The 21,383-nt window shown below is 70.7% G+C and carries 20 protein-coding genes and 4 pseudogenes; 9 read left to right on the top strand and 15 right to left on the bottom strand.

The genetic code is table 11. The features are described from left to right. Positions 1–227: pseudogene (locus ABD339_RS24135) on the top strand (2-oxoglutarate dehydrogenase, E2 component, dihydrolipoamide succinyltransferase); the annotation flags it as partial. Positions 228–687: 460 nt separating this feature from the next. On the opposite strand, the gene ABD339_RS24140 reads toward ABD339_RS24135, so the two are convergent. From ABD339_RS24140 to ABD339_RS24150, 3 genes are read right to left on the bottom strand one after another with little or no spacing between them, the layout of a single operon-like run. Beyond that, on the bottom strand, positions 688–1,221 hold the full coding sequence (locus ABD339_RS24140; protein WP_344568588.1) for a GNAT family N-acetyltransferase: 534 nt from the start codon (positions 1,219–1,221) through the stop codon (positions 688–690). Then, the gene (locus ABD339_RS24145) at positions 1,218–1,769 is read right to left on the bottom strand and encodes a GNAT family N-acetyltransferase (RefSeq protein WP_344568589.1); all 552 of its coding nucleotides are present in this window, start codon (positions 1,767–1,769) and stop codon (positions 1,218–1,220) included. Before ABD339_RS24145 ends, ABD339_RS24140 begins: the two co-directional genes overlap by 4 nt. Further along, on the bottom strand, positions 1,766–3,034 hold the full coding sequence (locus ABD339_RS24150; protein ID WP_344568590.1) for an NsdA family TPR-like regulatory protein: 1,269 nt from the start codon (positions 3,032–3,034) through the stop codon (positions 1,766–1,768). The genes ABD339_RS24145 and ABD339_RS24150 overlap by 4 nt, the downstream gene beginning before the upstream one ends. 183 nt (positions 3,035–3,217) lie before the next feature. On the opposite strand from ABD339_RS24150, the gene ABD339_RS24155 reads away from it, so the two are divergent. The 3 genes from ABD339_RS24155 to ABD339_RS24165 are packed head-to-tail and all read left to right on the top strand — an operon-like array spanning position 3,218 to position 4,477. Beyond that, the gene (locus tag ABD339_RS24155; RefSeq protein ID WP_425576078.1) at positions 3,218–3,718 is read left to right on the top strand and encodes an ATP-binding protein; all 501 of its coding nucleotides are present in this window, start codon (positions 3,218–3,220) and stop codon (positions 3,716–3,718) included. Between the two features lie 31 nt (positions 3,719–3,749). Then, positions 3,750–4,247 (top strand): DUF2975 domain-containing protein, encoded by a 498-nt coding sequence (locus ABD339_RS24160; protein WP_344568591.1) that lies wholly within the window; start codon positions 3,750–3,752, stop codon positions 4,245–4,247. Continuing rightward, a complete protein-coding gene (locus ABD339_RS24165) occupies positions 4,247–4,477 on the top strand; it encodes a helix-turn-helix domain-containing protein (protein ID WP_344568592.1) in 231 nt (76 codons plus the stop codon). Before ABD339_RS24160 ends, ABD339_RS24165 begins: the two co-directional genes overlap by 1 nt. Before the next feature lie 115 nt (positions 4,478–4,592). Here ABD339_RS24165 and ABD339_RS24170 read toward each other — a convergent pair. Both ABD339_RS24170 and ABD339_RS24175 read right to left on the bottom strand, forming a co-directional pair. After that, positions 4,593–4,865, bottom strand: a pseudogene (locus tag ABD339_RS24170) (serine protease); the annotation flags it as partial. 34 nt (positions 4,866–4,899) lie between these two features. Beyond that, a pseudogene (locus ABD339_RS24175) lies at positions 4,900–5,499 on the bottom strand (RNA-guided endonuclease TnpB family protein); the annotation flags it as partial. On the opposite strand from ABD339_RS24175, the pseudogene tnpA reads away from it, so the two are divergent. Continuing rightward, positions 5,498–5,701 (top strand): annotated as a pseudogene (tnpA, locus tag ABD339_RS24180) (IS200/IS605 family transposase); the annotation flags it as partial. The pseudogenes ABD339_RS24175 and tnpA overlap by 2 nt on opposite strands. Positions 5,702–5,774: 73 nt before the next feature. Here the strand turns inward: tnpA and ABD339_RS24185 are convergent. The 4 genes from ABD339_RS24185 to ABD339_RS24200 all read right to left on the bottom strand — a co-directional run bounded on the left by ABD339_RS24185 (position 5,775) and on the right by ABD339_RS24200 (position 10,346). Beyond that, the gene (locus tag ABD339_RS24185) at positions 5,775–6,029 is read right to left on the bottom strand and encodes a hypothetical protein (protein ID WP_344568593.1); all 255 of its coding nucleotides are present in this window, start codon (positions 6,027–6,029) and stop codon (positions 5,775–5,777) included. Beyond that, on the bottom strand, positions 6,026–6,418 hold the full coding sequence (locus tag ABD339_RS24190; RefSeq protein ID WP_344568594.1) for a hypothetical protein: 393 nt from the start codon (positions 6,416–6,418) through the stop codon (positions 6,026–6,028). The genes ABD339_RS24185 and ABD339_RS24190 overlap by 4 nt, the downstream gene beginning before the upstream one ends. Before the next feature lie 92 nt (positions 6,419–6,510). Further along, complete coding sequence (locus tag ABD339_RS24195) at positions 6,511–7,440, bottom strand: S1 family peptidase (RefSeq protein WP_344568596.1); 930 nt, start codon at positions 7,438–7,440, stop codon at positions 6,511–6,513. 1,664 nt (positions 7,441–9,104) lie between these two features. Next, a complete protein-coding gene (locus ABD339_RS24200; RefSeq protein ID WP_344568597.1) occupies positions 9,105–10,346 on the bottom strand; it encodes an MFS transporter in 1,242 nt (413 codons plus the stop codon). A 68-nt stretch (positions 10,347–10,414) separates the two neighbouring features. Between ABD339_RS24200 and ABD339_RS24205 the strand changes: the two genes are divergently transcribed. After that, entirely contained in the window at positions 10,415–11,491 is a 1,077-nt protein-coding gene (locus tag ABD339_RS24205) for an AraC family transcriptional regulator (RefSeq protein WP_344568598.1), read from the top strand. A gap of 103 nt (positions 11,492–11,594) precedes the next feature. On the opposite strand, the gene ABD339_RS24210 is transcribed toward ABD339_RS24205, so the two are convergent. From ABD339_RS24210 to ABD339_RS24225, 4 genes are all read right to left on the bottom strand, one after another. After that, complete coding sequence (locus ABD339_RS24210; protein WP_344568600.1) at positions 11,595–13,055, bottom strand: GntP family permease; 1,461 nt, start codon at positions 13,053–13,055, stop codon at positions 11,595–11,597. 111 nt (positions 13,056–13,166) lie between these two features. Next, positions 13,167–13,580, bottom strand: coding sequence for a RidA family protein (locus ABD339_RS24215; RefSeq protein WP_344568602.1), 414 nt, complete (start codon positions 13,578–13,580; stop codon positions 13,167–13,169). Next, positions 13,577–14,443 (bottom strand): IclR family transcriptional regulator, encoded by an 867-nt coding sequence (locus ABD339_RS24220; protein ID WP_344568603.1) that lies wholly within the window; start codon positions 14,441–14,443, stop codon positions 13,577–13,579. The genes ABD339_RS24215 and ABD339_RS24220 overlap by 4 nt, the downstream gene beginning before the upstream one ends. Further along, positions 14,440–15,696: a sugar kinase gene (locus ABD339_RS24225; protein WP_344568604.1), complete on the bottom strand. Its 1,257-nt coding sequence runs from the start codon at positions 15,694–15,696 to the stop codon at positions 14,440–14,442. The genes ABD339_RS24220 and ABD339_RS24225 overlap by 4 nt, the downstream gene beginning before the upstream one ends. Before the next feature lie 211 nt (positions 15,697–15,907). On the opposite strand from ABD339_RS24225, the gene ABD339_RS24230 reads away from it, so the two are divergent. Together ABD339_RS24230 and ABD339_RS24235 are read left to right on the top strand one after the other, a co-directional pair. Next, entirely contained in the window at positions 15,908–17,272 is a 1,365-nt protein-coding gene (locus tag ABD339_RS24230; protein ID WP_344568605.1) for an alanine racemase, read from the top strand. Between the two features lie 27 nt (positions 17,273–17,299). Then, the gene (locus ABD339_RS24235; protein WP_344568606.1) at positions 17,300–18,919 is read left to right on the top strand and encodes an N-acyl-D-amino-acid deacylase family protein; all 1,620 of its coding nucleotides are present in this window, start codon (positions 17,300–17,302) and stop codon (positions 18,917–18,919) included. Positions 18,920–19,144: 225 nt separating this feature from the next. On the opposite strand, the gene ABD339_RS24240 is transcribed toward ABD339_RS24235, so the two are convergent. Both ABD339_RS24240 and ABD339_RS24245 read right to left on the bottom strand, forming a co-directional pair. Beyond that, the gene (locus ABD339_RS24240; RefSeq protein ID WP_344568607.1) at positions 19,145–19,603 is read right to left on the bottom strand and encodes an SRPBCC family protein; all 459 of its coding nucleotides are present in this window, start codon (positions 19,601–19,603) and stop codon (positions 19,145–19,147) included. Between the two features lie 120 nt (positions 19,604–19,723). After that, positions 19,724–20,620: a helix-turn-helix domain-containing protein gene (locus ABD339_RS24245; protein WP_344568608.1), complete on the bottom strand. Its 897-nt coding sequence runs from the start codon at positions 20,618–20,620 to the stop codon at positions 19,724–19,726. Positions 20,621–20,797: 177 nt separating this feature from the next. Between ABD339_RS24245 and ABD339_RS24250 the strand changes: the two genes are divergently transcribed. Then, complete coding sequence (locus ABD339_RS24250; RefSeq protein WP_344568609.1) at positions 20,798–21,367, top strand: hypothetical protein; 570 nt, start codon at positions 20,798–20,800, stop codon at positions 21,365–21,367. Positions 21,368–21,383: the final 16 nt, after the last annotated feature.

The following is a 21,383-nucleotide window of genomic DNA, read 5'->3' on the forward strand; positions in this document are numbered from 1 at the left end:
CGCCCACCGCGGCCGAACCGCAGACCTCCGCCGCCTGGACCTCCGCCGCCTGGACTCCTGCCGACTGGACACCTGCCTCCTGGACACCCGCCGCGCCCGAACCGCAGACAGCCACCGACTGGTCCGCTGCCGCCTGGACGCCCACTGCGGCCGAACCGCAGACAGCCGCCACCCGGACGGCTGCCGCCGAGCGGCCGGAGGCCCCGGCTAAAAGACGGAAGCGCTGACCAGCCGAGCACACCGGGACCGAGGAATATCCGGTTGCGTATCGCTCCCAAAAAACGGGCGGCTTCCCGGGAATGGGCCTCGCCGTTTTCCGTTGGGATGCCTCCCTCAGAGGTCGTTTTCTCCCAGTGCCTTATTCTGGAATCTACTGTTCCCAACGGCTAATGCAGTGAGGTGGGTTGGTCCTGATGGCCGCGCCCGGGGGCGGGAGTCGCAGTCGAAACGAGGGCAGCAACACGCCCTATGTTGGCCTGAAAATTCATACCCCCTATTCCGGTATCTGGACCAGAGGACCGTAGCCCGACCCCCCTCGTTCAGAAGCGGGTTCAAGGGGCCGGGCATCATCCGGGCACTCTCCAGTGCGGCTGCGCCGTGGGGGCACGCTGCCCCGAGCATCGGATGCGCCGTCCGGGAGCCTCGCCCCGTCCCTCCATACCGCCAGTGGCTCAGTCCGTCAGCCCGTCAGCCCGTCAGCGGCAGCTGAGCCAGCATCACGGCGAAGAGCGGCGAGTCCGGGAACGGCTGGCGCTCGCCGACCTTGCGGTACCCCCACGACTCGTACAGCGCCTGCACCTTGGGGTGGGTGACGTCCACCAGCAGCACGGCCAGCGCCTCGTCCCGCCCGCCCATCAGCGCCCGGTGCAGCCCCTCCCCCGCCCCGGTCTTGCGCCACTGCTCCCGCAGCATCAACTCGGAGAATGCGAAGGTACGGTCCCGCTCCGGCGCCGGGTCCAGATGCTCCCGCCACCACTCGCGCCCCGGCGCGGCGGGCGCCCCGTACGCGAATCCGACCGGCTCGTCCCCGTCGTAGCCGATGACGCACGAGAAGCCCGGCATCCCGCCCCAGTGGTCCACGAACCAGGGGAAGCGCTGCGTGAACTCGTCGTCCGCCAGGCGCTCGGCGTACACGTCGTCGTGCACGTCGATCAGCGTCTGGCGGATCGAGGGCAGGTCGGCGCGGGTGAAGTGGCGCAGGGCCAGGGCGGGTTGGGTCATCGGGTTCGCTCCGTTCGGACCGGCCGCAGCATTGCCGTCAGCACCGGGCCGTCCGGGGACGGCTGCTGGGTGCTGACCTCCTTGTAGCCCCACTTCTCGTACAGCGCCTGCACCTTGCCGTCCCCGGCGAGAGGGTTCACCAGCAGGGAGACCTGTTCCTCCGGCCGGGCGGCGAGGAGTTCGTCGTGGATACGCAGCGCGGTTCCCGTGCCTCGCCATGGTCCTCGCAGCAGCATCTCCTTCAGAGCGACAGTGCTCTTGTCCGCACACCCATCCGGCAAAGGTGATCTCATACGCTGCCACCACCGGTCTCCGGGCTGAAGAGTGTTGGCGTAGGCGTAGCCGACCGGCTCCCTCCTGGCGAATGCGATGACAGCCTCCCAGCCGGGTTCGGCGCCGTGCCGGGCCAACCGCTCCCCGTACCGCTCCACCGAGTAGTGCGGCTGGTGGAGCCGGTCGGCACGGACCTCCGCGTACACCTCGATCAGAGTGGTCCATACCGAATCAAGGTCGGTCGCGCGGCGCAACTCGATGACGTCGCTGGTCATAGCGGAATCCTCCGTGAATCTTGGACGAACTGATCCCAGGTTCGGGCGGGCTCGCTGGACGGTGCGATGAGGCGCAGAACGCTGCCGAAGTCCTGCAACATGGTGGAAACGCGCGGGTGTTGGCCGGTTGCGTCCCTCGGGATCGACATCGCGGCAACCACCGCGGAGTCCATCGCTCCTTGTCCGAGCTGGGCGCGGGCCAGCCGCGCCGTGGTGATCGCCCGTGTGCGCTGCATTTCGGGGCGCAGCAGCGCCAGGCTCCGGTGGGCATGGGCTTCTGCTGCCTCGTAGTCCCCCAGGGCCAAGCAAGCGGCCAACGCCAGGTTCTCCAGTTCGGCCTGGTCATAAAAGGCGGTCATCCACAGCGGTCGCCACTCGTCCGGGGCGGCTTGCCGGAGGGCGTCTTGCGCGTGCCCGATGGTGTGACGCACCGCTTTGGCGTCTCCCGTGAGTCCATGGATCGCCGCATGCCGAGCGTGACCGAGGGACGCGAACAGCGGGTCCCGGCGCGTGCAGGACAGGTTGCGGGCGACATCGTTCGCCGCCAGTGCGTCCACCGGACGCTCCATGTGGCGATACATGCTCCCGGCGTGTGACCAGATGCGGAACTGGATCGTCGGGTCGCCGGACAAGGTGGCAAGGCTGGATGCCCGCTCGAAATGCCGCTGCGCGGCATCGAACCGACGGCCGTCGATGGCAGCCCACATTGCGCTGGAGAGGAACGACGCGGCGCAGCCGTACAACGCGCCCCGTACTCGCTGGCCTGCCGCACCTCGGGCCTGGAGTGTCAGTGCCTCGCCAGCCAGGGCCACAGCTTGGGTTTCGATGGTGAGCTTGCCGCCATAACGGTGATCGCTGGCGACGACCACCGCGAACTTGGCCAGCAACCGCTCCACATCACCCATGCCCACGCGTGGCGGGGCCGCGTGGGCGGCGAACGGCGCGGCGGCGATCGCCGTACCCGTCGCGGCGGTGAGGAATCGACGGCGGTGCACAGGGTCCTCCGGTGTTGCCAGGCCCGAGGAAGGTTCTCGGGGCACAAAGCCAAGCTCCTCCGCCGGGCAGTCGAATACTGCCTCCAACGCCGCCCGTTGCCGAGGGTGCGGCCACCTCGTCCGGCCCGTCAGCCAGTGACGAACCGTCCGGTCGCTGACCGTCCCCTCGTGGCCGTGCGCGCGCAGGTGGCGGTTCACCGCTTCGGCCAACTCCACTTGCGTGAAGCCCACTTCTCTCATGGCGCCCGCGAGGCGCTCGTTCGCCTTCACACACCGACCGTAGCGAGCCGGATCGTCCGGGTGAAAATCTTTGTCGCCGAAATTTCCGGTTCGGTCCGCGTCGCCGCCCGGTGGCCTTTCCTCAATCGGCCGCGCCGACGGTCGTTGACTGGGGCACGGAGCGGGCCATCGTGCCGCGCCCCGCACGTTCTCTACGACGAGGATCCGATGACCGTGAGCGCCACACGCCACCCGGGCCCGCCGGGACGACCGAGCCGACCGGGCCTCACCTGCCGTTCCAGCGACACCGGCCACCCCGCCTACAGCGAGACCCTGCCGCGTGAGCCGGAGAGCGCGCGGGCCGCCCGCGCGCTCGTGCGGACCGCGCTGGCCGCCTGGGGGCTGGACGAACTGGCGGACGACGGCGGCGTGGTCGTCTCGGAGCTGGTGACCAACGCCGTCCGGCACACCCGGTGCCATGCCCTCCGCGTCACGGTCGCCCGGACCGGCCCCGGGACCGTCCGGATCGGGGTCGTGGACCGGTCGACGGTCCGGCCCGTCCTCCGTGCCGCCGGTCCGGAGGACACCCGCGGGCGGGGGCTCGCCCTGGTCGCGGCGCTGACCCGGCGGTGGGGCACCGACCAACTCCCGTGGGGCAAGCGGGTGTGGGGTGAGCTGCGCCGGGAGGGCGGGCCGGGTGCCCATCGGGCGAAGGCGTCCTCCGACAGCTGTTGATTTTCGATAGATAGCCATCGACAATCGATACATGCACCGTCTCTTCATCACCGCGCTCCGCGTCGCTGTCGCGGCGGCGATCCTGGTCGGCCTCTTCGGGCAGCTCCTCGTCATACCGAACACGGCGGCCAACACGGTCGAGAACTTCCCGCCCTACGCCCCCTATGAGGTGCCCTACGTGACCGTGGCGGTCCTCGGCGTCGCCTGCGTCCAAGCCGCCCTCGTCGCCACCTGGGTGCTGCTCGGCATGGTCGAGCGCGAGGCGATCTTCACCCCGCGCGCCTTCCGCTGGGTGGACGTCATCATCGGGGCCTCGGTCGTGGCGACGCTGCTGGCGTTCGGAGTCATGGCGCACCTGTTCCTGGCCTCCATCCCCTCGCCCGGCGACGGCATGGACACCATCGGCGTGATGATGGGCGCGACCACGTGCGTGGGCGTGGGGACGGCGTTCGCGATGCTGGTCGTCGTCATGCGGGGGCTGCTGCGCAAGTCGACGGAGTTGCAGACCGAGATGGCCGAGGTGGTCTGATGGCGATCGTCGTCGATCTCGACCTCCAACTCGCCAGGCGCAGGCTGTCGGTCGGCGAGTTCGCCGAGGCCGTCGGGATCACCCCGGCCAACGTCGCCGTGCTGAAGAACGGACGCGCGAAGGCCGTACGGTTCACGACGCTCGACGCGATCTGCCACGTCCTGGACTGCCAGCCCGGCGACATCCTGCGCTGGGTGCCCGACGAGGGCGCTGACCAGGTCGGCGGATGAGCCCGCGTAGCGGGGCGGCGCGTTACGGGCCGTAGGCCCCGGGCCCCGCAGGCGCGTTACACCTGCGGGGCCTGTTACGGCCGCGGGTCCGTTCGCGGGCCCGTTCGCGAGCCCGTTACGCCTGCGGCTGAGGCAGCACGCAGCGGCGCGCGTCCAGGTCGAGCTGGTTGCCGCGGCCGAAGCAGGAGTTGACCAAGTAGGTCTGCTGGCCGTAGGCGTTGAGGTAGCGGACCACCACGTGGCCCTTCTCGTTCACCTCACACGGGTTGTTCAGGGTGCACATCTCCCCGTCCTCGTTGTGGGTGTTGTTGATCCCCACGACCTTGTTCGTCCGGTTGTCGATCACCGGGGAGCCGGAGGTGCCGCCCTTGGTCTGGCAGTCCATCGTTTGACTTCCGCTCCCTGGGCAAAAGTCCGGGGATTCCTACCACGGTCGGCTGACCGTCTCGGTGGGTTCCTGTTTCGCTGCGCTGGGCCGGTAGGAGTACCGGTCTTATCTGCGCTCCGCAGGCTGAGACCGCCAGTCCGGCGGCCTTGGCGACGTTGACCGCCGCGTTGATGTCCCGGTCGAGGACGGCGGCGCAAGCTCCGCATTCCCACACGCGAATGTGCAGGGGTTTGGGGCCGTCCTTGACGCCGCACTGCGAGCAGACTTGGGAGGTCGGCTCGAATCGCCCGATGCGGAGGAAGCCGCGGCCGAACTTCGCGGCCTTGTACTCCAGCATCGTCACGAACGCGGACCATCCGGCGTCGTGGATGGACTTGGCCAGGCGCGTACGGGCGAGCCCGTTCACCGCCAGGTCCTCAACGGCAATCGCTTGGTTGTCGCGAATGATCCTCGTTGAGAGCTGGTGGTGGAATTCGCGTCGTGCGTCGGCCACCTGCGCGTGAGCGCGGGCGACCTTGATGCGGGCCTTGTCCCTGTTCCTCGATCCCCTGGCCTTGCGGGACAGGCGGCGCTGTTGCCTCTTGAGTTTCTTCTCGGCCCGGCGCAGGAAGCGCGGGGCGTCGATCTTCGTGCCGCCGAAAGTTGCCCTCTCCAAGCTGGTCAACAGCCTCAAGGGCGTCAGTTCCCGCAGGCTCCGCCAGGAGTATCCGGAACTGGTCCGACACTACTGGCGGGCACAGCGGCTGTGGTCCGGCTCGTACTTCGCCGGGTCCGCCGGCGGGCCTCCACTGTCGATCGTGAAGCAGTACATCGAGCAGCAGAACCAGCCCGTCTGAGCTGAGGCCGACAGCGCGGACCCGTGCACACAGCGCCAGTCAGAACACTTCTCAGAACCGCTTCACCACCGGGCTAAAGCCCGGTGCACTGCGATGAGACCCGGTAGCGGAGGGAGTCCTTCCAGGTCCAGTCGGCCTCCTTGAGCCGGTAGGCGAAGCCGTCCACCGCGCAGCCGAAGGTCTCCTTCCAGTACCCGGAGACGACGGTGATGTCGCGGCCCGCGCGCGGGTGCCGGGCGTCCAGCTCCAGCGCGTCGATGCCGTACTTCTTCTTGATCTCCCTGTACGTGGACGTGGACTCGTAGACCGAGATGTCCGTGTCCGTCATCGTCGCGTAGGCGATCTTGTCGGAGTGGATCTTCCCGGCGTCGCTCCGTCCGCGTTCAGGAGCGTGAAGTCGCGGCTCGTCTTCTTGTCGACGATCACCTCACCGGCGCCCGGCATGCCCTCTTGCAGGCAGTGCCCGTTGGACAGGACGAGCGCCGGATCGCTGTCCTTCGAGTTCTTCAGCTTGACGACCGAACCCGAGCAGTTGCTGAGCGCGACCGTGCCCTCGAAGGTGGGCTTCTTGTGCGCGGAGGCGGACGCGGAGGTGGGCGCCGACGCCTCGCCGGACCCGGATGTCGCGGCGGCGGAGGCGGGCGCGGCCGATATGCCGGCCAGCGCGGCGGCGCCGAACAGCGCCGCCGCGACCGTGCTGATCAGGGGCTTTCTCATGGGCGACCCTTCTGAGGAGGAATACAGCGGTACGGACGCGCCGTGCGCTGCATCTCCCACTCCACAGCGCCGCCCCAACGTCCGGGCTGGGACTACGGCTTGGGAAGCGTGCAGCCCTCACGGCTGAGGTCGATCTGGTTTCCCGCTCCCACGCACGGCGCGATGATGTAGGTCTGCTGGCCGTAGGCGATCTGGTCGTGCACGGTGACCTTGCCGCTCTCGTCCACCTCGCAGGGGTTGTTGAGCGTGCACTCCTCACCGTTCTCGTTCCGGGTGTTGTTCACCCCGACGACCTTGCCCGAGGCGTTGTCGACGACCGGGGAGCCCGACGTCCCGCCCTTGGTCTTGCAGTCGGCGGTGTAGCGGAGCGAGTCCTTCATCGTCCAGCCGTCTTCCTTCAGCCGGTACGCGAAGCCGTCGATGGCGCAGCCGTAGGTCTCCTTCCAGTACCCGGAGACCACGGTGATGTCATTGCCCTGCGTGGGGTGGGCCGCCTCCAGGTCGAGCGCCTTGATGCCGAACTTGGACTGGATGTCCTGGTAGGTGGAGCCCACCTCGTACAGGGAGATGTCCGTGTCGGTCATGGTCGCGTAAGCGATTTTGGTGGCCTTGACGGTGCCCGCGTTGCTGCCGTCGGCCTTCAGCAGGGTGAAGCTGCGGCTGGACGGCTTGTCGGTGATCACTTCACCGGGCTCGGGCATGCCCTCTTGCAGACAGTGCCCGTTGGAGAGCACCAGCGCCGGGTCATCGGGCTGGGAGTCCGGCATCTTGACCACCGAGCCGGAGCAGTTGCTCAGCGCGACGGTGCCCTCGAAGCTGGGCGCGGCGGCTTTCTCGACGTTCGGCGCGCCCATCGGGTCGGGGGCCTCGCGCCCTGCGGGGGCCTTCGCGGCCGACATGTGGGTGGGGGTGGCGTCGTCCGGCGCCGGAGTGGCCGCGGCGGCCGGGGCGGCGGCTATGCCCGCGAGGGCGGCAGCGCCGAAGAAGGCCGCTGCGAGAGAGCCGACGAGAGGTCTTTTCATTGTGGGGGTTCCTCTCTGGGTACCGAAGGTCGATTCGGTCTGACGCCGTGCATTCTTGGACCCGTTGGGTGCGGACACAAGAGTGCCCCCGGAAGCGGTGGACGCGATTCCGGGGGCTGTGGGGGGATGGGGTCTACGGGGTACGCCAACGTGGCGCGCGGGTGGGCGGGGGCGAGGCCGGGTGGCCGGGGCCGTCGGCGCCTCACCGCGTGCGCCTCAGCGGCCCGCGCCGCCGCTTCCCCTTCCGCGGCCCCGCGGATTTGCTCCCATCCCCGTATTCTGGCCGTACCGCACTGCCCGGGCCCGGCTCAGCCCCCGTGTGACGGAGTCCTCCGGTTGGGCTGTCCCGTCCCTGCCCCCACCCGCCTGCCGTGAGCTTTCTCTGGCCTGCGCGGCCAATGGGTTTTGAGACGGGACCCCCGTGTACGCCTGGAACTGGCCCTCGTGCTGTGGGACGGGAAGGGACCATGCGCCCTCGTAGGTTTGACGCGCGTGGTGCTGAGGCTGCGCGTCACTCTGAGGCTGCGGCGCAGGGGCCTGGCCCTGGCCCTGCGATCCCATCTGGGACTGAATCCACGCGATCTGCTGCGGACTGAGCGTCGACTCGTCGATCCAGGGAGCGTTGGAAGCGCTCGGAGCCGTCGGAGCCAGAGGCGCTGGTGCCGGGGGCCGAGTCGGGGACATCGGCGACTGAGCCGCCTGGAACCCCGGGTGGAACTCCGGGAGCGCCGCAGCAGCTAGTTCGTCCGGTTCAAACTCGTCTCCCGAGTGCGACGAGGACTGGCCCGCCTGCTGGGCGTAATACGCGACCTGTTCCGGACTGAGCGTCGGGCCCCCGTACTGCTGGACCTGGGGCGGCTGGGGGTTGCCCGCATGCCCCTGGTACGGAGACTGCTGGGGGTTCGCCGAGTATCCCTGCGAGGGCCCCGCATATGTCTGGTAATCCGGAGGCGCGGCGGACGGGTAGCCTGCCGCCGGGTACTGGGTCGGCTGGTATTGCGGCTCCATCGATTCCGCTGCCGCTGCCGCTGCCGCAGCCGCGTTCGGGTCCAGGGTTCTTTCGGCCCATTGGCTCTGGTCACGCTGCCACTGTGCCCACTGCTGCTGGTCGATTCCAGCCCTGACGGTGTCCGTTACCTGCGGCGCTCCAGAAGGGGGGAGCGTTTGGTAGGGAGGCGCCGCTGTCTGCCCCGGCTCCTCTTCCACCACCGGCCCATGTCGTTCCACGTGCGCCCTGCCCACAGCTTCAAGCCGCTCGAGCATCCGCCGCTGACGCTCCTGATCTTGCCGTGCTGCCTCCACCTCCGCCCAGTGTTGCTGAGCCTGAGCCCCATAAGGGTTGTTCGAGCCAAGACCCTGGCCCTGGCGCCGCCGCCCATCCTCATCTGCCATGCTGCTACCTCCCCCTCATCGATCGGGTCGCCATCAAGACCAGCAACGTGTGACCGGGGCGGTCGTTCACCGGTCCGTTGTTGCCCGTGCGCTCCGCTCGCCCAAACCGGTCAGGCCGGACACTTCCTCAACGGGCGGGGCCCGCACATGGTTCAGCTCTCGGCCGCATCGTCCGGGCACCGCGCCCATTTGCCAGGCACCACGGCCCGGGGAAGCCCTCCCCGGGCCGCCCTGTGCCCACCCCCGGGGGCCGCCCCGCCCAGGGGCTCCGCTCAACCACCCACACCCCGGCGAGGCGCAGCCACCCGCCACGCGATCAGCAGCGCGGAGGCGAGCAACACCGCGCCGGAGACGGTGAATACGGTCAGGACGCCGCCAACGCCGAAGAGCACGCCGCCCGCCGCGGCACCGCCCGCGATCGCGGACTGGACGCCCACCACCACGAGGCCGCCCGCGCTCTCCGCCTGGTCGGGCACCATGCGGGTGGCCCAGTTCGACCAGGCCACCGATACGCCGCCGAAAGCCAGGCCCCAGAGGATCACCAGCGCCACATAGCCGATCTGACCGGCAGGGAAGAGCGCGACGCCCAGGGCCGCGAGGCCCATCAGCGCCGGGGTCAGCGCCAGCGTCAGGCGGAGGCTGTATTCCAGGAGGCGGCCGGCCGCCAGCGTGCCGGCGAAGTTGGCCACTCCGAAGACGAACAGCACCAGGGTCAGCTTGCCGGTATCGACCTGCACCACGCTTTCCAGGGCAGGCCGGATGTAGGTGAACAGTGCGTAGTGCCCGATGTGGACCAGCAGCATCCCGGCGATGCCCAGCCCGAATCCCGGGCGGCGCAGCACCTCCCACAGCGTGCCCAGCCGGGCCGTGTTCCGGGGTTTCATCGTGGGCAGCGCGAAGAACTGGAACACCAGCGTCAGGACTCCGAGCCCGGCCGCCGCGAGGAAGGTGCTGCGCCAGCCGGCCAGGTCGCCGAGGTAGCTGCCGAGCGGTACCGCCACGATGGTGGCCACCGCGATGCCGCTGAAGATGACCGATACCGCACGCGGCACCAGCGCCGCGGGCACCAGGCGCATCGCCACCGCCGCCGCCATGCTCCAGAAGCCGCCGAGCGCGATGCCCAGGAGTATGCGCATCAGCATCAGTACGGTCATGGTGGTGGCCGTGGCCACCAGCAGGTTGGAGACGATCAGCAAGGCGGTGAAGCCGAGCAGCACGAACCGCCGGTCGAGCTTCCTCGTCAGGCTCGCGGTGAGCAGTCCGGACAGCATCGCTGCGACCGCCGTGACGGTCACCGCCTGTCCTGCCATGGCCTCCGAGACTCCCAGGTCGGAGGCCATCGGGGTCAGCAGGCTGGCCGGCAGGTACTCCGCCGTCAGCAGCCCGAAGACGCCCACCGCCAGCGAGAACACCGCTGCCCAGGAGGACCGGACCGGTTCGGGTGGCGCCGGTACCGCGCCGGAGGATTCACCAGGGCCGGTGTCGGTCACCGTGCCGCGCACATCACTGCTCAACTTCTTTACTTCCCCTGAGTCGCGTGAAAGGTTCGAGTCAAGCCTGCACGCGCGATTCAGGATGAGCTATGACAGTAAGTCCGCGATATTTGACCGAAACCCCGGCCGGGCACTCCGAAGACTCCTCGGACGGCTCCCGGGGCGGGGCCCCGGAGAGCGCCCCCGGCGCAGGGACCGCAGACGCAGGGACCGCGGAGCACTACGCGCTGTCGTCGGACCTCATCAGCGAGCTGCTGACAAGCATGCGGCTGCGCGGGGTCCGGTACCGCCGCGTCCAGGTCGGCCCGCGGTTCGGCCTCCGTTTCGAGGCCAAGCCCGGACGCGCCTCCTTCCACTTCCTCGCCGTCGGCTCGGCCGTCCTGCGCACCGAGGACGGGACGTGCCACGAACTCACGGCCGGAAACGCCGTGTTCATGCCGCAGGGGGAGGCCCACCAACTGCTGTCCGGCCCGGACATTCCCGCCCGGGCCATCGAGAGTTTCGACGCGACCCCCCTCGGTGACGCGGTGAGCGGCGTGGACACCTGCCCGAGCACCCACCCGGACCCCAGCGCGATCCTCTTCACCGGCTGCATGGACTTCGACCTCGGCGGAATGCGGGGCCTGAGTGCGCTGATGCCCGACGTCATGCCGGCCGACGCTACGGGAACGCGGTATTCCGGGCTCATGCCGATCCTCGCGTCCATGAAGCGGGAGGTCTGCTCGGGGCGGGTGGGCTTCGCCGGGGTGCTCGCCCGGCTGGCCGAGGTGGCGGCGGCGATGATCGTGCGGGGCTGGGTCGAATGCGGCTGCGACAACTCGGCGGGGCTGGTGGCCGCGCTGCGCGACCCGCGCCTGGCCCGCGCGATCCTGGCCCTGCACCGGCGCCCTGAACACCCGTGGACCGTGGCCGAGTTGGCGGCGGAGTGCCATGTCTCCCGGTCCGTGTTCGCGGACCGGTTCCAGGCCACGATCGGTATGCCGCCCCTCCGTTACGCCACGGAGCTGCGGATGCTCCTCGCCGACCAGTGGCTGGCCCAGGGCACGCTGCCGATCCAGTCCGTGGCCGGGCGCCTCGGCTACACCTCGCAGGCCGCCTTCAGCCGCGCCTTCAAACGCGTCACCGGGCGACCGCCGGGTGCCAGCCGGACCGCTCCGCGTTCGTAGGTCCCCGTCCACCGGCGCCGGTGCACGCGCGTTGTCGCCCCGGGGCGGGAGACCATCCCGGGGCGACAGCGCTCACGCGCGACGCGTAACCCGCAACGCACGCCTAGACGACGATGCTCACCAGCGCCGCCACCGCGAACCCGGCGACGGAGAGCACCGACTCCAGCACCGTCCAGGACTTGAGGGTGTCCCGTTCGGAGATGCCGAAGTACTTCGAGACCATCCAGAAGCCGCCGTCGTTGACGTGCGAGGCGAAGATCGAGCCCGCCGAGATGGCCATGATGACCAGGGCGAGGTGCGCCTGGGAGGGGTCGCTCTCGGCCAGCAGCGGGGCGACGATGCCCGCCGTCGTCACGATGGCGACCGTCGCCGAGCCCTGTGCCACCCGCAGCACCAGCGAGATCAGGTAGGCCAGCACGATCACCGGCAGGCCCGCGTCCCCGAACACGTCGGCGAGCGCCTTGGCGACGCCCGAACCTTGCAGGACGGCGCCGAAGATGCCGCCCGCGCCGACGACCAGCAGGATGTTGCCGACCGGCTTGAGGGAGGCGGTGGAGACCGTCTCCAGCGACTTGCGGCTCCAGCCCCTGCGCAGGCCCAGCAGGTAGTAGGACAGCAGCAGCGCGACGGTCAGCGCCACGAAGGGGTGGCCGATGAACTCGATGACCGAGCGGCCGGTGGAGGGGTCCAGGGCGATGGAGGAGAACGTCGCGGCCAGGATCAGCAGCAGCGGGGTGCCGATGATGGCCAGTACGGTGCCGACGCCGACCGGCTTTTCCTCGGCCGTGGCCCCGCCTGCCCGCCGCTCCTCGGAGACGGCCCGCCGGGCTTCCTCGGCGGCCTCCAGCATGTCCTGCGGTACGGGGACGAAGACCTTTTCGCCGATCCACGCCGCGTACGCCCAGGCGGCCAGCACGGCGGGGATGCCGCAGACGACGCCCATGAGGATGATCCAGCCCAGGTCCACGTCCAGCAGTCCGGCGGCGGCCACCGGGCCGGGGTGCGGGGGCAGGAACGCGTGGGTCATGGACAGGCCCGCCAGCATCGGCATGCAGTACAGGAGCACCGATTTGCCGCTGCGCTTGGCGGCGGCGTAGACGATCGGCGCCAGCACGAAGATGCCGACGTCGAAGAAGACGGGGATGCCGAAGATCAGGCCGGTCAGGCCCATGGCGAGCGGGGCGCGCTTCTCGCCGAAGAGTCCCAGCAGCCGCGCCGAGAGCGCCTCGGCGCCGCCGCTGACCTCCAGGATCGCGCCGAGCATGGTGCCGAGACCGATGATGATGGCGACGTGCCCGAGGATGCCGCCCATGCCGGACTCGATCATGGAGACGGCGTCGGACTTCTGGACGGTGCCGAACAGTTCGGTGACGGAGAGGCCCGCACCCAGGCCGACGGCTATGGACACCGTCAGCAGCGCCACGAAGGGCTGGATGCGGACCTTGATGATCAGTACGAGCAGCAGGACGATCCCGAGGGCGGCGACGGTCAGCAGGCCCCCGGTCCCGGGTATGAGCGCGAGCAGGCCGCCCGTGTGGGGCGGGGTGTCAGCGGCGAGCAGCATGGGGAACTCCATTGTTCAGAGCTGTTTTCCGGGGGGCCTCCGCCCCAGGGCCCCGAACCCCTCAAGCGCCCGGGACATTCGAGGGGGCGCTTGAGGGGGCGGGGCAGGCGCTCAGCCGAGGACGGCGAGCGTGTCCACCTCGACGAGAAGACCGGCGGGCAGGCCGACGTACACCGTCGTACGCGCGGCCGGGGCCTCTTGGAGCGAGGCGAAGTACTCGTTGTAGATCTCGTTGAACTCCGCGAAGTGCGCGGTGTCCGTCAGGTACACCCGCACCATCACCGCGTCGTCCCAACTGGCGCCGCCCTCTTTGAGGATGGCCTCGACGTTGGCGAAGGTCTGGAGGGTCTGCTCGCGCAGTCCGGGCCCCACGGGGGTGGGTGCCTGGCCCTCAGCTGCCGGGCCGAAGCCGACCTGCCCGGCGACCTGGAGGATGTTGCCCTTGCGCACGCCGTGCGAGAACTTCGCGGGCGGCGTGGTGTGCGTGGCCGGGGTGAGGGCGGTCTTGGGAAGCTTCTCGCTCATGGCGCTGCTCTCTTGTCTCGTTGCGGATTGGTGCCTCGTTGCGGATTGGTGTCCCGTCGCGGGGTGCTGTCCCGTCGCGGGGTGCTGTCCCGTCGCGGGGTGCTGTCCCGTTGCGGGGTGAGGGGCCGGCCCACGTACTCGGCGCTGATGGCGTCAGCGGTGCGGCGTACGCGCGGCAGGAGGGTGAGGAGTTCGTCCGCCGAGACGACGACGTTCGGCGCGGACACCGACATCGCCGCCACCGCCCGCCCCTCGGCGCCCCGGATGGGCGCCGCGACGCAGTTGATGGACTCCTCGTGGCCACCGAGGTCGGTGGCCCAGCCCTGTTCGCGCACCGTGGCCAGCTCGTTGAGGAAGGCCGCGGCGTCGGGTGTCGAACGGGCCGTGTAGCGGGGGTAGTCCAGCCGTTCGGCGACGGCGCGCCGCTCCGGCTCGGGCAGGTCCGCGATCAGCAGCTTGGCGACGGCGGCGACGGTGATCGGCACTGTCTTGCCGATGCGCGAGTACATCCGCACCGGGTAGCGGCTCTCGACCTTGTCGATGTAGAGCACCTCGTCCTCCTCGTAGACGGCGAGGTGGACGGTGTGCCCGCAGGCGGCGTTCAGCTCGGCGAGGTGCGGGTGGGCGATCTCGCGCACGTCGAGGTTCTCCATCGCCTCCTGCGCGAGCGCGAACAGCCGCGCCCCCAGCCGGTAGCGCTGGTCGGGCTGGCGGTAGACGATGCCGTGCTCGTGCAGGGTGCGCAGCAGCCGCAGCGCGGTGGACTTGTGCACCTCCAGCCTGGTGGCGACCTGCTCCAGGTTGGCGGGCCCCTCGGCGAGCAGGGGCAGAATGCTCAGCGCCCGGTCCACGGTCTGGCTCATGCGGAACGTACCTCCGGCTCGTCCTTCTCGGGGTTCTCGGGCCCCCGCGCGGTCCAGCCGGGGCCCAGCCGAAGTCTGTCCCACGCCTCGGCGTCCAGGGCGACAAGCGCGTCGGCCCGCTCCCGCGCTGCCGGGGGCGCCAGGTCCCCGGCGGCGGTCAGCGCGGCGGCGGCCATCAGGTGGCCGTGCCGCAGCCGCTCGCGTACGGGCAGCCCGCGCAGCGTCCCGGCGAGGAACCCGGCCGCGAAGGCGTCCCCCGCACCCACGGGCGAGACGACGTCCACGCGCAGCGCGGGCGCGAAGACGCCGGGCTCGTCGCCGACGAACGCGGTGGCCCCGGCGCTGCCCTGCTTGACGACGAGCACGGCCGGCTCGGGCAGCGCGGCGCGGACGGCCTCGGGCCCGCCGTGCATGCCCCAGGCGGCTGCCGCCTCGTCCTCGCCGACGAAGACGAGATCGCTGTGGCGGGCGAGTTCGAGCAGCACGCGGGGGCCGGGCCGGTCCCCGTGCCCGCTCCCGTGCCCGTGCCCGTGCCCGTGCCCGTGTCCGTTTCCGTGTCCGTGTCCGGCGCGCCACAGGCTGACGCGGTAGTTGACGTCGAAGGAGACCAGCGGCCCCCGCCTGCTGCCGCCGCGCGCCTCGGTCAGTGCCCGCATCAGGGCGAGGCAGTCGGCGGAGAGCGCGGCGGTGATCCCGGTCAGGTGCAGCACCCGGCCCGAACCGAGCGCGGCCGGTGCGACGTTGGTGGGCGACATCGCGGAGGCGGCCGATCCGGCGCGGTAGTAGAGCACTTCGGACAGGGCGGGGGGCTCGGTGCGGGGGTCGGTGCCGGGCTCGGTGCGGGGATCGGTGCGGGGGTCGGTGCCGGGCTCGGTGCCGGGCTCGGTGCGGGGTCCGGTGCCGGGTCCGTCTTCCGTCCCGCCGCCCGCGGGGGTGTGGCCCGTGGGCCGCTCGGCGTCGGTGCGGAAGTAGATGCCGGTGGGCCGCACCGGGTCGCGCTCGACGGCGGTCGTATCGACCCCGTGTCCGGCTATCGTCCGCACCAGATGATCGCCGAAGCCGTCGTCGCCGACCCTGCTGACCCAGCGGGTCCGGTATCCGGCGTGGGCCAGGGCGCAGGCCACATTGGACTCGGCCCCGCCGATCGACCGGTCGAAGGAGGGCACATCGGCGAGCGGCCCGGGGCGGGAGGGCAGGAAGGTGACCATGGACTCGCCCAGGCAGACGACATCGACGTCGGGGGTGGTGGTCACGATCCGAACCGCTCCTTGAGACGAGGGGGTGGGGGCGAGGGGCTGGCGGTGGCTGCTGCCGGTTCCGCTACCGGCGGACGGTCTCCGCTGACCGGCGGCGGCCGGCGACCGGTTTCCATTGACCGGCCGTTCGGCGGGATGCTAGACAGCGACAAGCGTCATACGCAATGGTCGTTGCAAGATCTGCAACATAATCTTCTACGGAGTCCGCATGGCCGCCGCCGACAACGCCGTCACCCGCCCCGCCGACGCCCGTCCCGCCGCATCCGACGCCCGTCCGGCCGCGTCCGACGCCCGTCTTGCCGAGGCCGTCGCGCGTCTCGCCGACGAGCCCGCGGACCACCGGTTCAAGGCGCTGCCGCCGGACACCGCCGCATCCGGCACCACCCTGGGCGAACTGGCGGCCGAGCGGCGCTCCCTGTTCACCGGCGGCTTCACCACGCCCGTGCTCGCCCTCTCCGCCGAGCGCCTGGAGCACAACCTGGCGCTCCTCGCCGACTACACGCGGCGGCACGGCCTGACCTTCGCCCCGCACAGCAAGACCCACATGGCCCCGCAGGTCATCGCCCGCCAGCGGGCGCACGGCTCCTGGGGCATCACGCTCGCGGTCCCCCACCAGGTGCGGGTGGCCCGCGCCTTCGGCGTGCGGCGGATCTTCCTCGCCAACGAACTGGTGGACGCGGCGGCCCTGCGCTGGCTCGCCGCCGAGCTGGACGCCGATCCGGACTTCCGCTTCCTGTGCTACGTGGACTCCCCGCAGGGCGTCGCCCTCATGGACGAGGCCCTGCGCGCGGCGGGTGCGCGCCGCCCGCTGGACGTGGTGGTGGAGCTGGGCGCGGGGGACGGCGCGCGCAGCGGCGCCCGTACGGAGGCCGAGTGCGCGGCGCTCGCGGACGCGGTGGCCGCCACCGGCACCCTGCGCCTGGTCGGCGTCGCCGGGTACGAGGGCGAGGTGCCGGACGCCACTTTGGAGTCCGTCGCAGCCTGGCTGGAGCGGCTGACCGCGCTGGCGGTGGCCTTCGATACGGCGGGGCGGTTCGCCGGGCTGGACGAGATCGTGGTGAGCGCGGGCGGCAGCGCCTGGTTCGACGCGGTCGCCGACGCCTTCGCCCGCCTCCCCACGCTGTCGGCACCGGCGTTGAAGCTGCTGCGCTCCGGCGCGTACGTCTCGCACGACGACGGCCACTACCGGGACGTGACCCCCTTCAACCGGCACCCGGAGGAGGGCGGCCTCCAGGCCGCCTTCACCCTGTGGACCCAGGTCGTCTCACGGCCCGAGGCCGGGCTGGCGTTCGCCAACGCGGGCAAGCGGGACGCGCCCTACGACCTGGCGCTGCCGGTGCCGCGTGTGGTGCGGGGCGCGGACGGAACGGAGCGTTCCGCGCAGGGCGTCACCCTCACCGCGCTGAGCGACCAGCACACCTGGCTGCGCGTCGAGGAGGGCGTCACCCTCGAAGTCGGCGAGTGGATCGGGCTGGCGCTGTCCCACCCCTGCACGACGTTCGACAAGTGGCAGGCCATCCCTGTCGCGGACGCCGACGGCACGGTGGTCGAGGTGATCCGCACCTTCTTCTGACCCGCCTTCGGTCATTTGCCCCTACGTGTGGCTTCCAGAGAGGAGCCGGCAGTCATGGACCTGGTCATCCGCGACACCCGCGTCATCGACGGCACGGGCGCGCCCGCCTACCGGGCGGACATCGCCGTCCGGGACGGCCGCATCGCCGCCATCGCCCGCGAGGGCGACCCGCGCCCCACGGCACCGGACACCATCGAAGCGGACGGCCAGGCGCTGGCGCCCGGCTTCATCGACATGCACGCCCACTCGGACCTGGCGATCCTCCGCGACCCCGACCACTCGGCGAAGGCCGCCCAGGGCGTGACCCTCGAAGTGCTGGGCCAGGACGGCCTGTCCTACGCGCCCACCGACGACACCACCCTGGCCGCGGTCCGCGAGGCCGTCACCGGCTGGAACGGTGACGGCACCGATATCGACTTCGACTGGCGCACCGTCGGCGGCTACCTGGACCGCATCGACCGCCAGGGCGCCGCCGTGAACGCCGCGTACCTCATCCCGCAGGGCAGCGTGCGCATGCTGGCGGCCGGCTGGGACGACCGCCCCGCCACCCCCGGCGAACTGGCCACCATGAAGCGCCTGGTCGCCGAGGGCATGGAACAGGGCGCCTTCGGCATGTCCTCGGGGCTGACGTACACCCCGGGCATGTACGCCTCGGACGCCGAACTGACCGAGCTGTGCCGCGTGGTGGCCTCCTACGGCGGCTACTACTGCCCCCACCACCGCTCCTACGGCGCGGGCGCGCTGGAGGCGTACGAGGAGATGGTCGCGCTCACCCGCGAGGCCGGCTGCGCGCTGCACCTGGCGCACGCCACCATGAACTTCGGCGTCAACAAGGGCCGGGGCCACGAACTGCTCGCGCTGCTGGACAGGGCGCTGGCCGAAGGCGCCGACATCACGCTCGACACCTATCCCTACACCCCGGGCTGCACGACGCTCGTGGCGATGCTGCCGAGCTGGGCCAACGAGGGCGGCCCCGAGGCGACACTGGCCCGGCTGCGCGACCCGGCGGCCACCGCGCGCATCCGGCACGTCATGGAGGTGGAGGGCGCCGACGGCTGCCACGGGGTGCCCATCGAGTGGGACGCGATCGAGATCTCCGGCGTCAGCAACCCGGCGCTGGGCGCGTATGTGGGCCATACGGTCGCCGAGTCGGCCGCCGCGCGCGACGAGGACCCGTGGACGACGGCACACCGGCTGCTGACCGAGGACCGGCTCGGCTCGACGATCCTCCAGCACGTGGGCCACGAGGAGAACGTCCGGACGATCATGCGGCACCGCGTGCACACCGGCGGCAGCGACGGCATCCTCCAGGGCGCGAAGCCGCACCCGCGCGCCTATGGCACCTTCCCGCAGTATCTGGGCCGCTACGTCCGCGAGTTGGGCGTGCTCTCGCTGGAGGAGTGCGTCGCGCACCTGACCGGCCGCCCGGCGGCCCGGCTGCGGCTCCCGGACCGGGGCCTGGTGCGCGAGGGGTACGTCGCCGACTTGGTCGTCTTCGACCCCGCGACGGTCGCCGCGGGCGCCACCTTCGAGCGGCCCCGCACGCTGCCCGTCGGCATCCCGCACGTCCTGGTCGCGGGCCGCCCGGTCATCCAGGACGGCCGCCGCACGGATGTCCTGGCCGGACGGGCGCTGCGGCGTACGTGAGCCTGGCTGCCGGGCGGTGGCACCTGGCTGCCGGGCGCTGAGCAGGGGGTGCCCCTGCTTGCGCTGTGCAGAGTGCGGGTGCGCTTGTGGCTGGTCGCGCAGTTCCCCGCGCCCCTTTGGGGCGCCCCTGCCCGTGCTGTGCAGAGTGCGGGCGCGTGCGCTGGCCGCGCCCACGCGGCGGAGCCGCATATCGACGCAGTCCCGCGCCCCTACGGGGCGCCCCGCTCAGGAGGCGGCCGACCGCTCCGCCGCGTGGGCGGCGAGGCCGTCGGCCATCCGCTGCATGACATCGCGCAGCGTGCGCTCCATCAGCGGGCCCATCCCCCAGCGGGTGGCGAAGGTGCCGTGCCAGTGGATGTCGGTGCCTCCGGCGTTGGTGGGGGCGAGGTCGATGACCGCCCGGTAGTCGTGGAGGTACGGGTTGAAGGCGTCCTCGTAGGTCAACTGCTTCTCCTCGACGAGCCCGGTCAGCCGCTCCCCGGTCACCGTCCGCCCGGTACGGAACGCGCGCACGGCCCCGACCGGGTCCCGGCCCTCCGGATCGAGCCCGCTGGAGCGTTCGGTATCCAGACTGTCAACGGTCGACCACTCGGGCCAGGTCCGCGCGTCGAGGAGCAGGCTCCAGACCACGGCTGGAGGCGCTGTCGAGGTCGCGGTCACATCGTAGGTGCGCATGTTCTGCATCCCGTTCCTTCGTTCTCCGCCACGTAGTCCGCCGCACGGCTCCGTCCGACGCTAGGCGGCCGGGACCGCCCGCGGCCATGCGCGGAATTGCCGCTCAGCGGTTCGTTCTTGCGGTACGGGTCAGTTCGTGCGGTAGACCGACGGCCGGACCCCGACCTGGCTCAGGAACGCGGCGGACAGCGCACCCGGACTCGCGAAACCGCAGCGCGCGGCGATCTGGGCCACGGTGAGGGTGGTGCCGGACAGCAGCCGCCGCGCCCGCTCGATCCGCAGCCGGGTGAGGAAGCGGTGCGGCGTCTCGCCCGTCGCCGCCTTGAAGACGCGGATGAACTGGTAGACGCTCAAGTGCGCTTCGGCGGCGATGTCGGCCAGCGTCAGCGGCTCGGCCAGCCGCTCGCGCATAACGGCGATCCCGACGCGGACCGCCGCGTGCTCGGGCCCGGGCGGTCTCTCGTGCCGCCCCCGGGCCAGCAGATGCGTGGCGAGGAAAGCCGCGGCCGACTCCGCGTACACGTCACCCGCTCCGGCGGCGTCGGGCAGCGCGCGTATCAGTTGCTCGACGACCGGATCGCCCGCCTCCCCGGCCGCCGCCAGCGCTTCGAAGTCCGGCTCCGGCCCGCCGAGATGGGCCGCGGCGCGCTCCACAGCCGCCGAGGGGATGTGCACCTGGACGGTGCGCAGCACGGAGGCCGTCCGGTAGTCGCGCTCACTCGCCCTGCCGGGAACCATCAACTCCAGCGTGCCGGGCAGCCAGCGCCGGCGCACCGCCCGCCCGCCGCCGGTCCGCGTCCTGAGGTCCACGTCCCCCGCCACGCAGAGCACCAGGTGCAGGTCCCGGACCCCGGGCAGCCGGAACTGCTCGACCTCGGGCGCGTGGTCGAAGCACTGCACGAGCAGTGACCGCCACCCGGCGTCGTTCCAGCTGCAATAGGTGCGCCGCGCTGTGGGAGTCCCCGGCTCCGCGGCCGGGTCCGACTCCGCGTACGGGGCCAGGTCGAAATCGGGCGAGTCGAACACGCCACCAGGCTAATGCCGGGGCGGCACTCCGCGGGGCGACGCCCGTGATCAAGAACCGCCCCTGTGCGGAGCGTTGGCATGTGAACTACCTGGACGCCGGATACGTATGACCTCTCGTCTGCAAGACGGACCGACCCCCATAGCGGTCCGAAGTGCGTACCACCCGCAGGAGAAGCCATGCCACTGGATCAGGCCACGTATGAGTGGAAAAGCGCGCTGGCGGAAATCCGCCAGGTCGCGGTGCGAAATCTCGACATCGTCCCCCCACTGCTGAATCGATGGGGCGATAAGCAGGCTAATGCCGAGTTCCAGAGCGCCCGCAACAATCTCTACTACCTGGACCATCATCGACTGAACAAAACCTTCGAGCAAGCACAGGTGGACCCTGAGTACGTGCGGCTCGACAGCACGGAAAGGGCGAGCCAGGACAGGTTCATCGCGCAGATCGATAATGTCATCGAAAAATGCGGAGCTCGCGAGCTCGAGCAGCAAGCGTTCGCCCTGGAGGCATTCAAAAAATTCTTCCAGAAACAAGCGCAGAAGATCAATACAGTCCCCACCCCCCTGGCACTGCCTCCGGCCGACCCTCTTATCGCCGCTCACGCGCAGAATACGCGGCCTGTGCAGAACATGCAGTCCTCGCAGCCGAGTTCGATGCCACCTGGCCAATACAGCCAATATCAGATGCCACGCGCCGTGGGCAACCAGCCAAACACCCCGGGCGCCCAGAGGCCCGGAAGAAAGTAGCGGCATACATCGCGAC

Source organism: Streptomyces axinellae (assembly GCF_039532135.1).
In the GTDB taxonomy this organism is placed as follows: Bacteria; Actinomycetota; Actinomycetes; order Streptomycetales; family Streptomycetaceae; genus Streptomyces; species Streptomyces axinellae.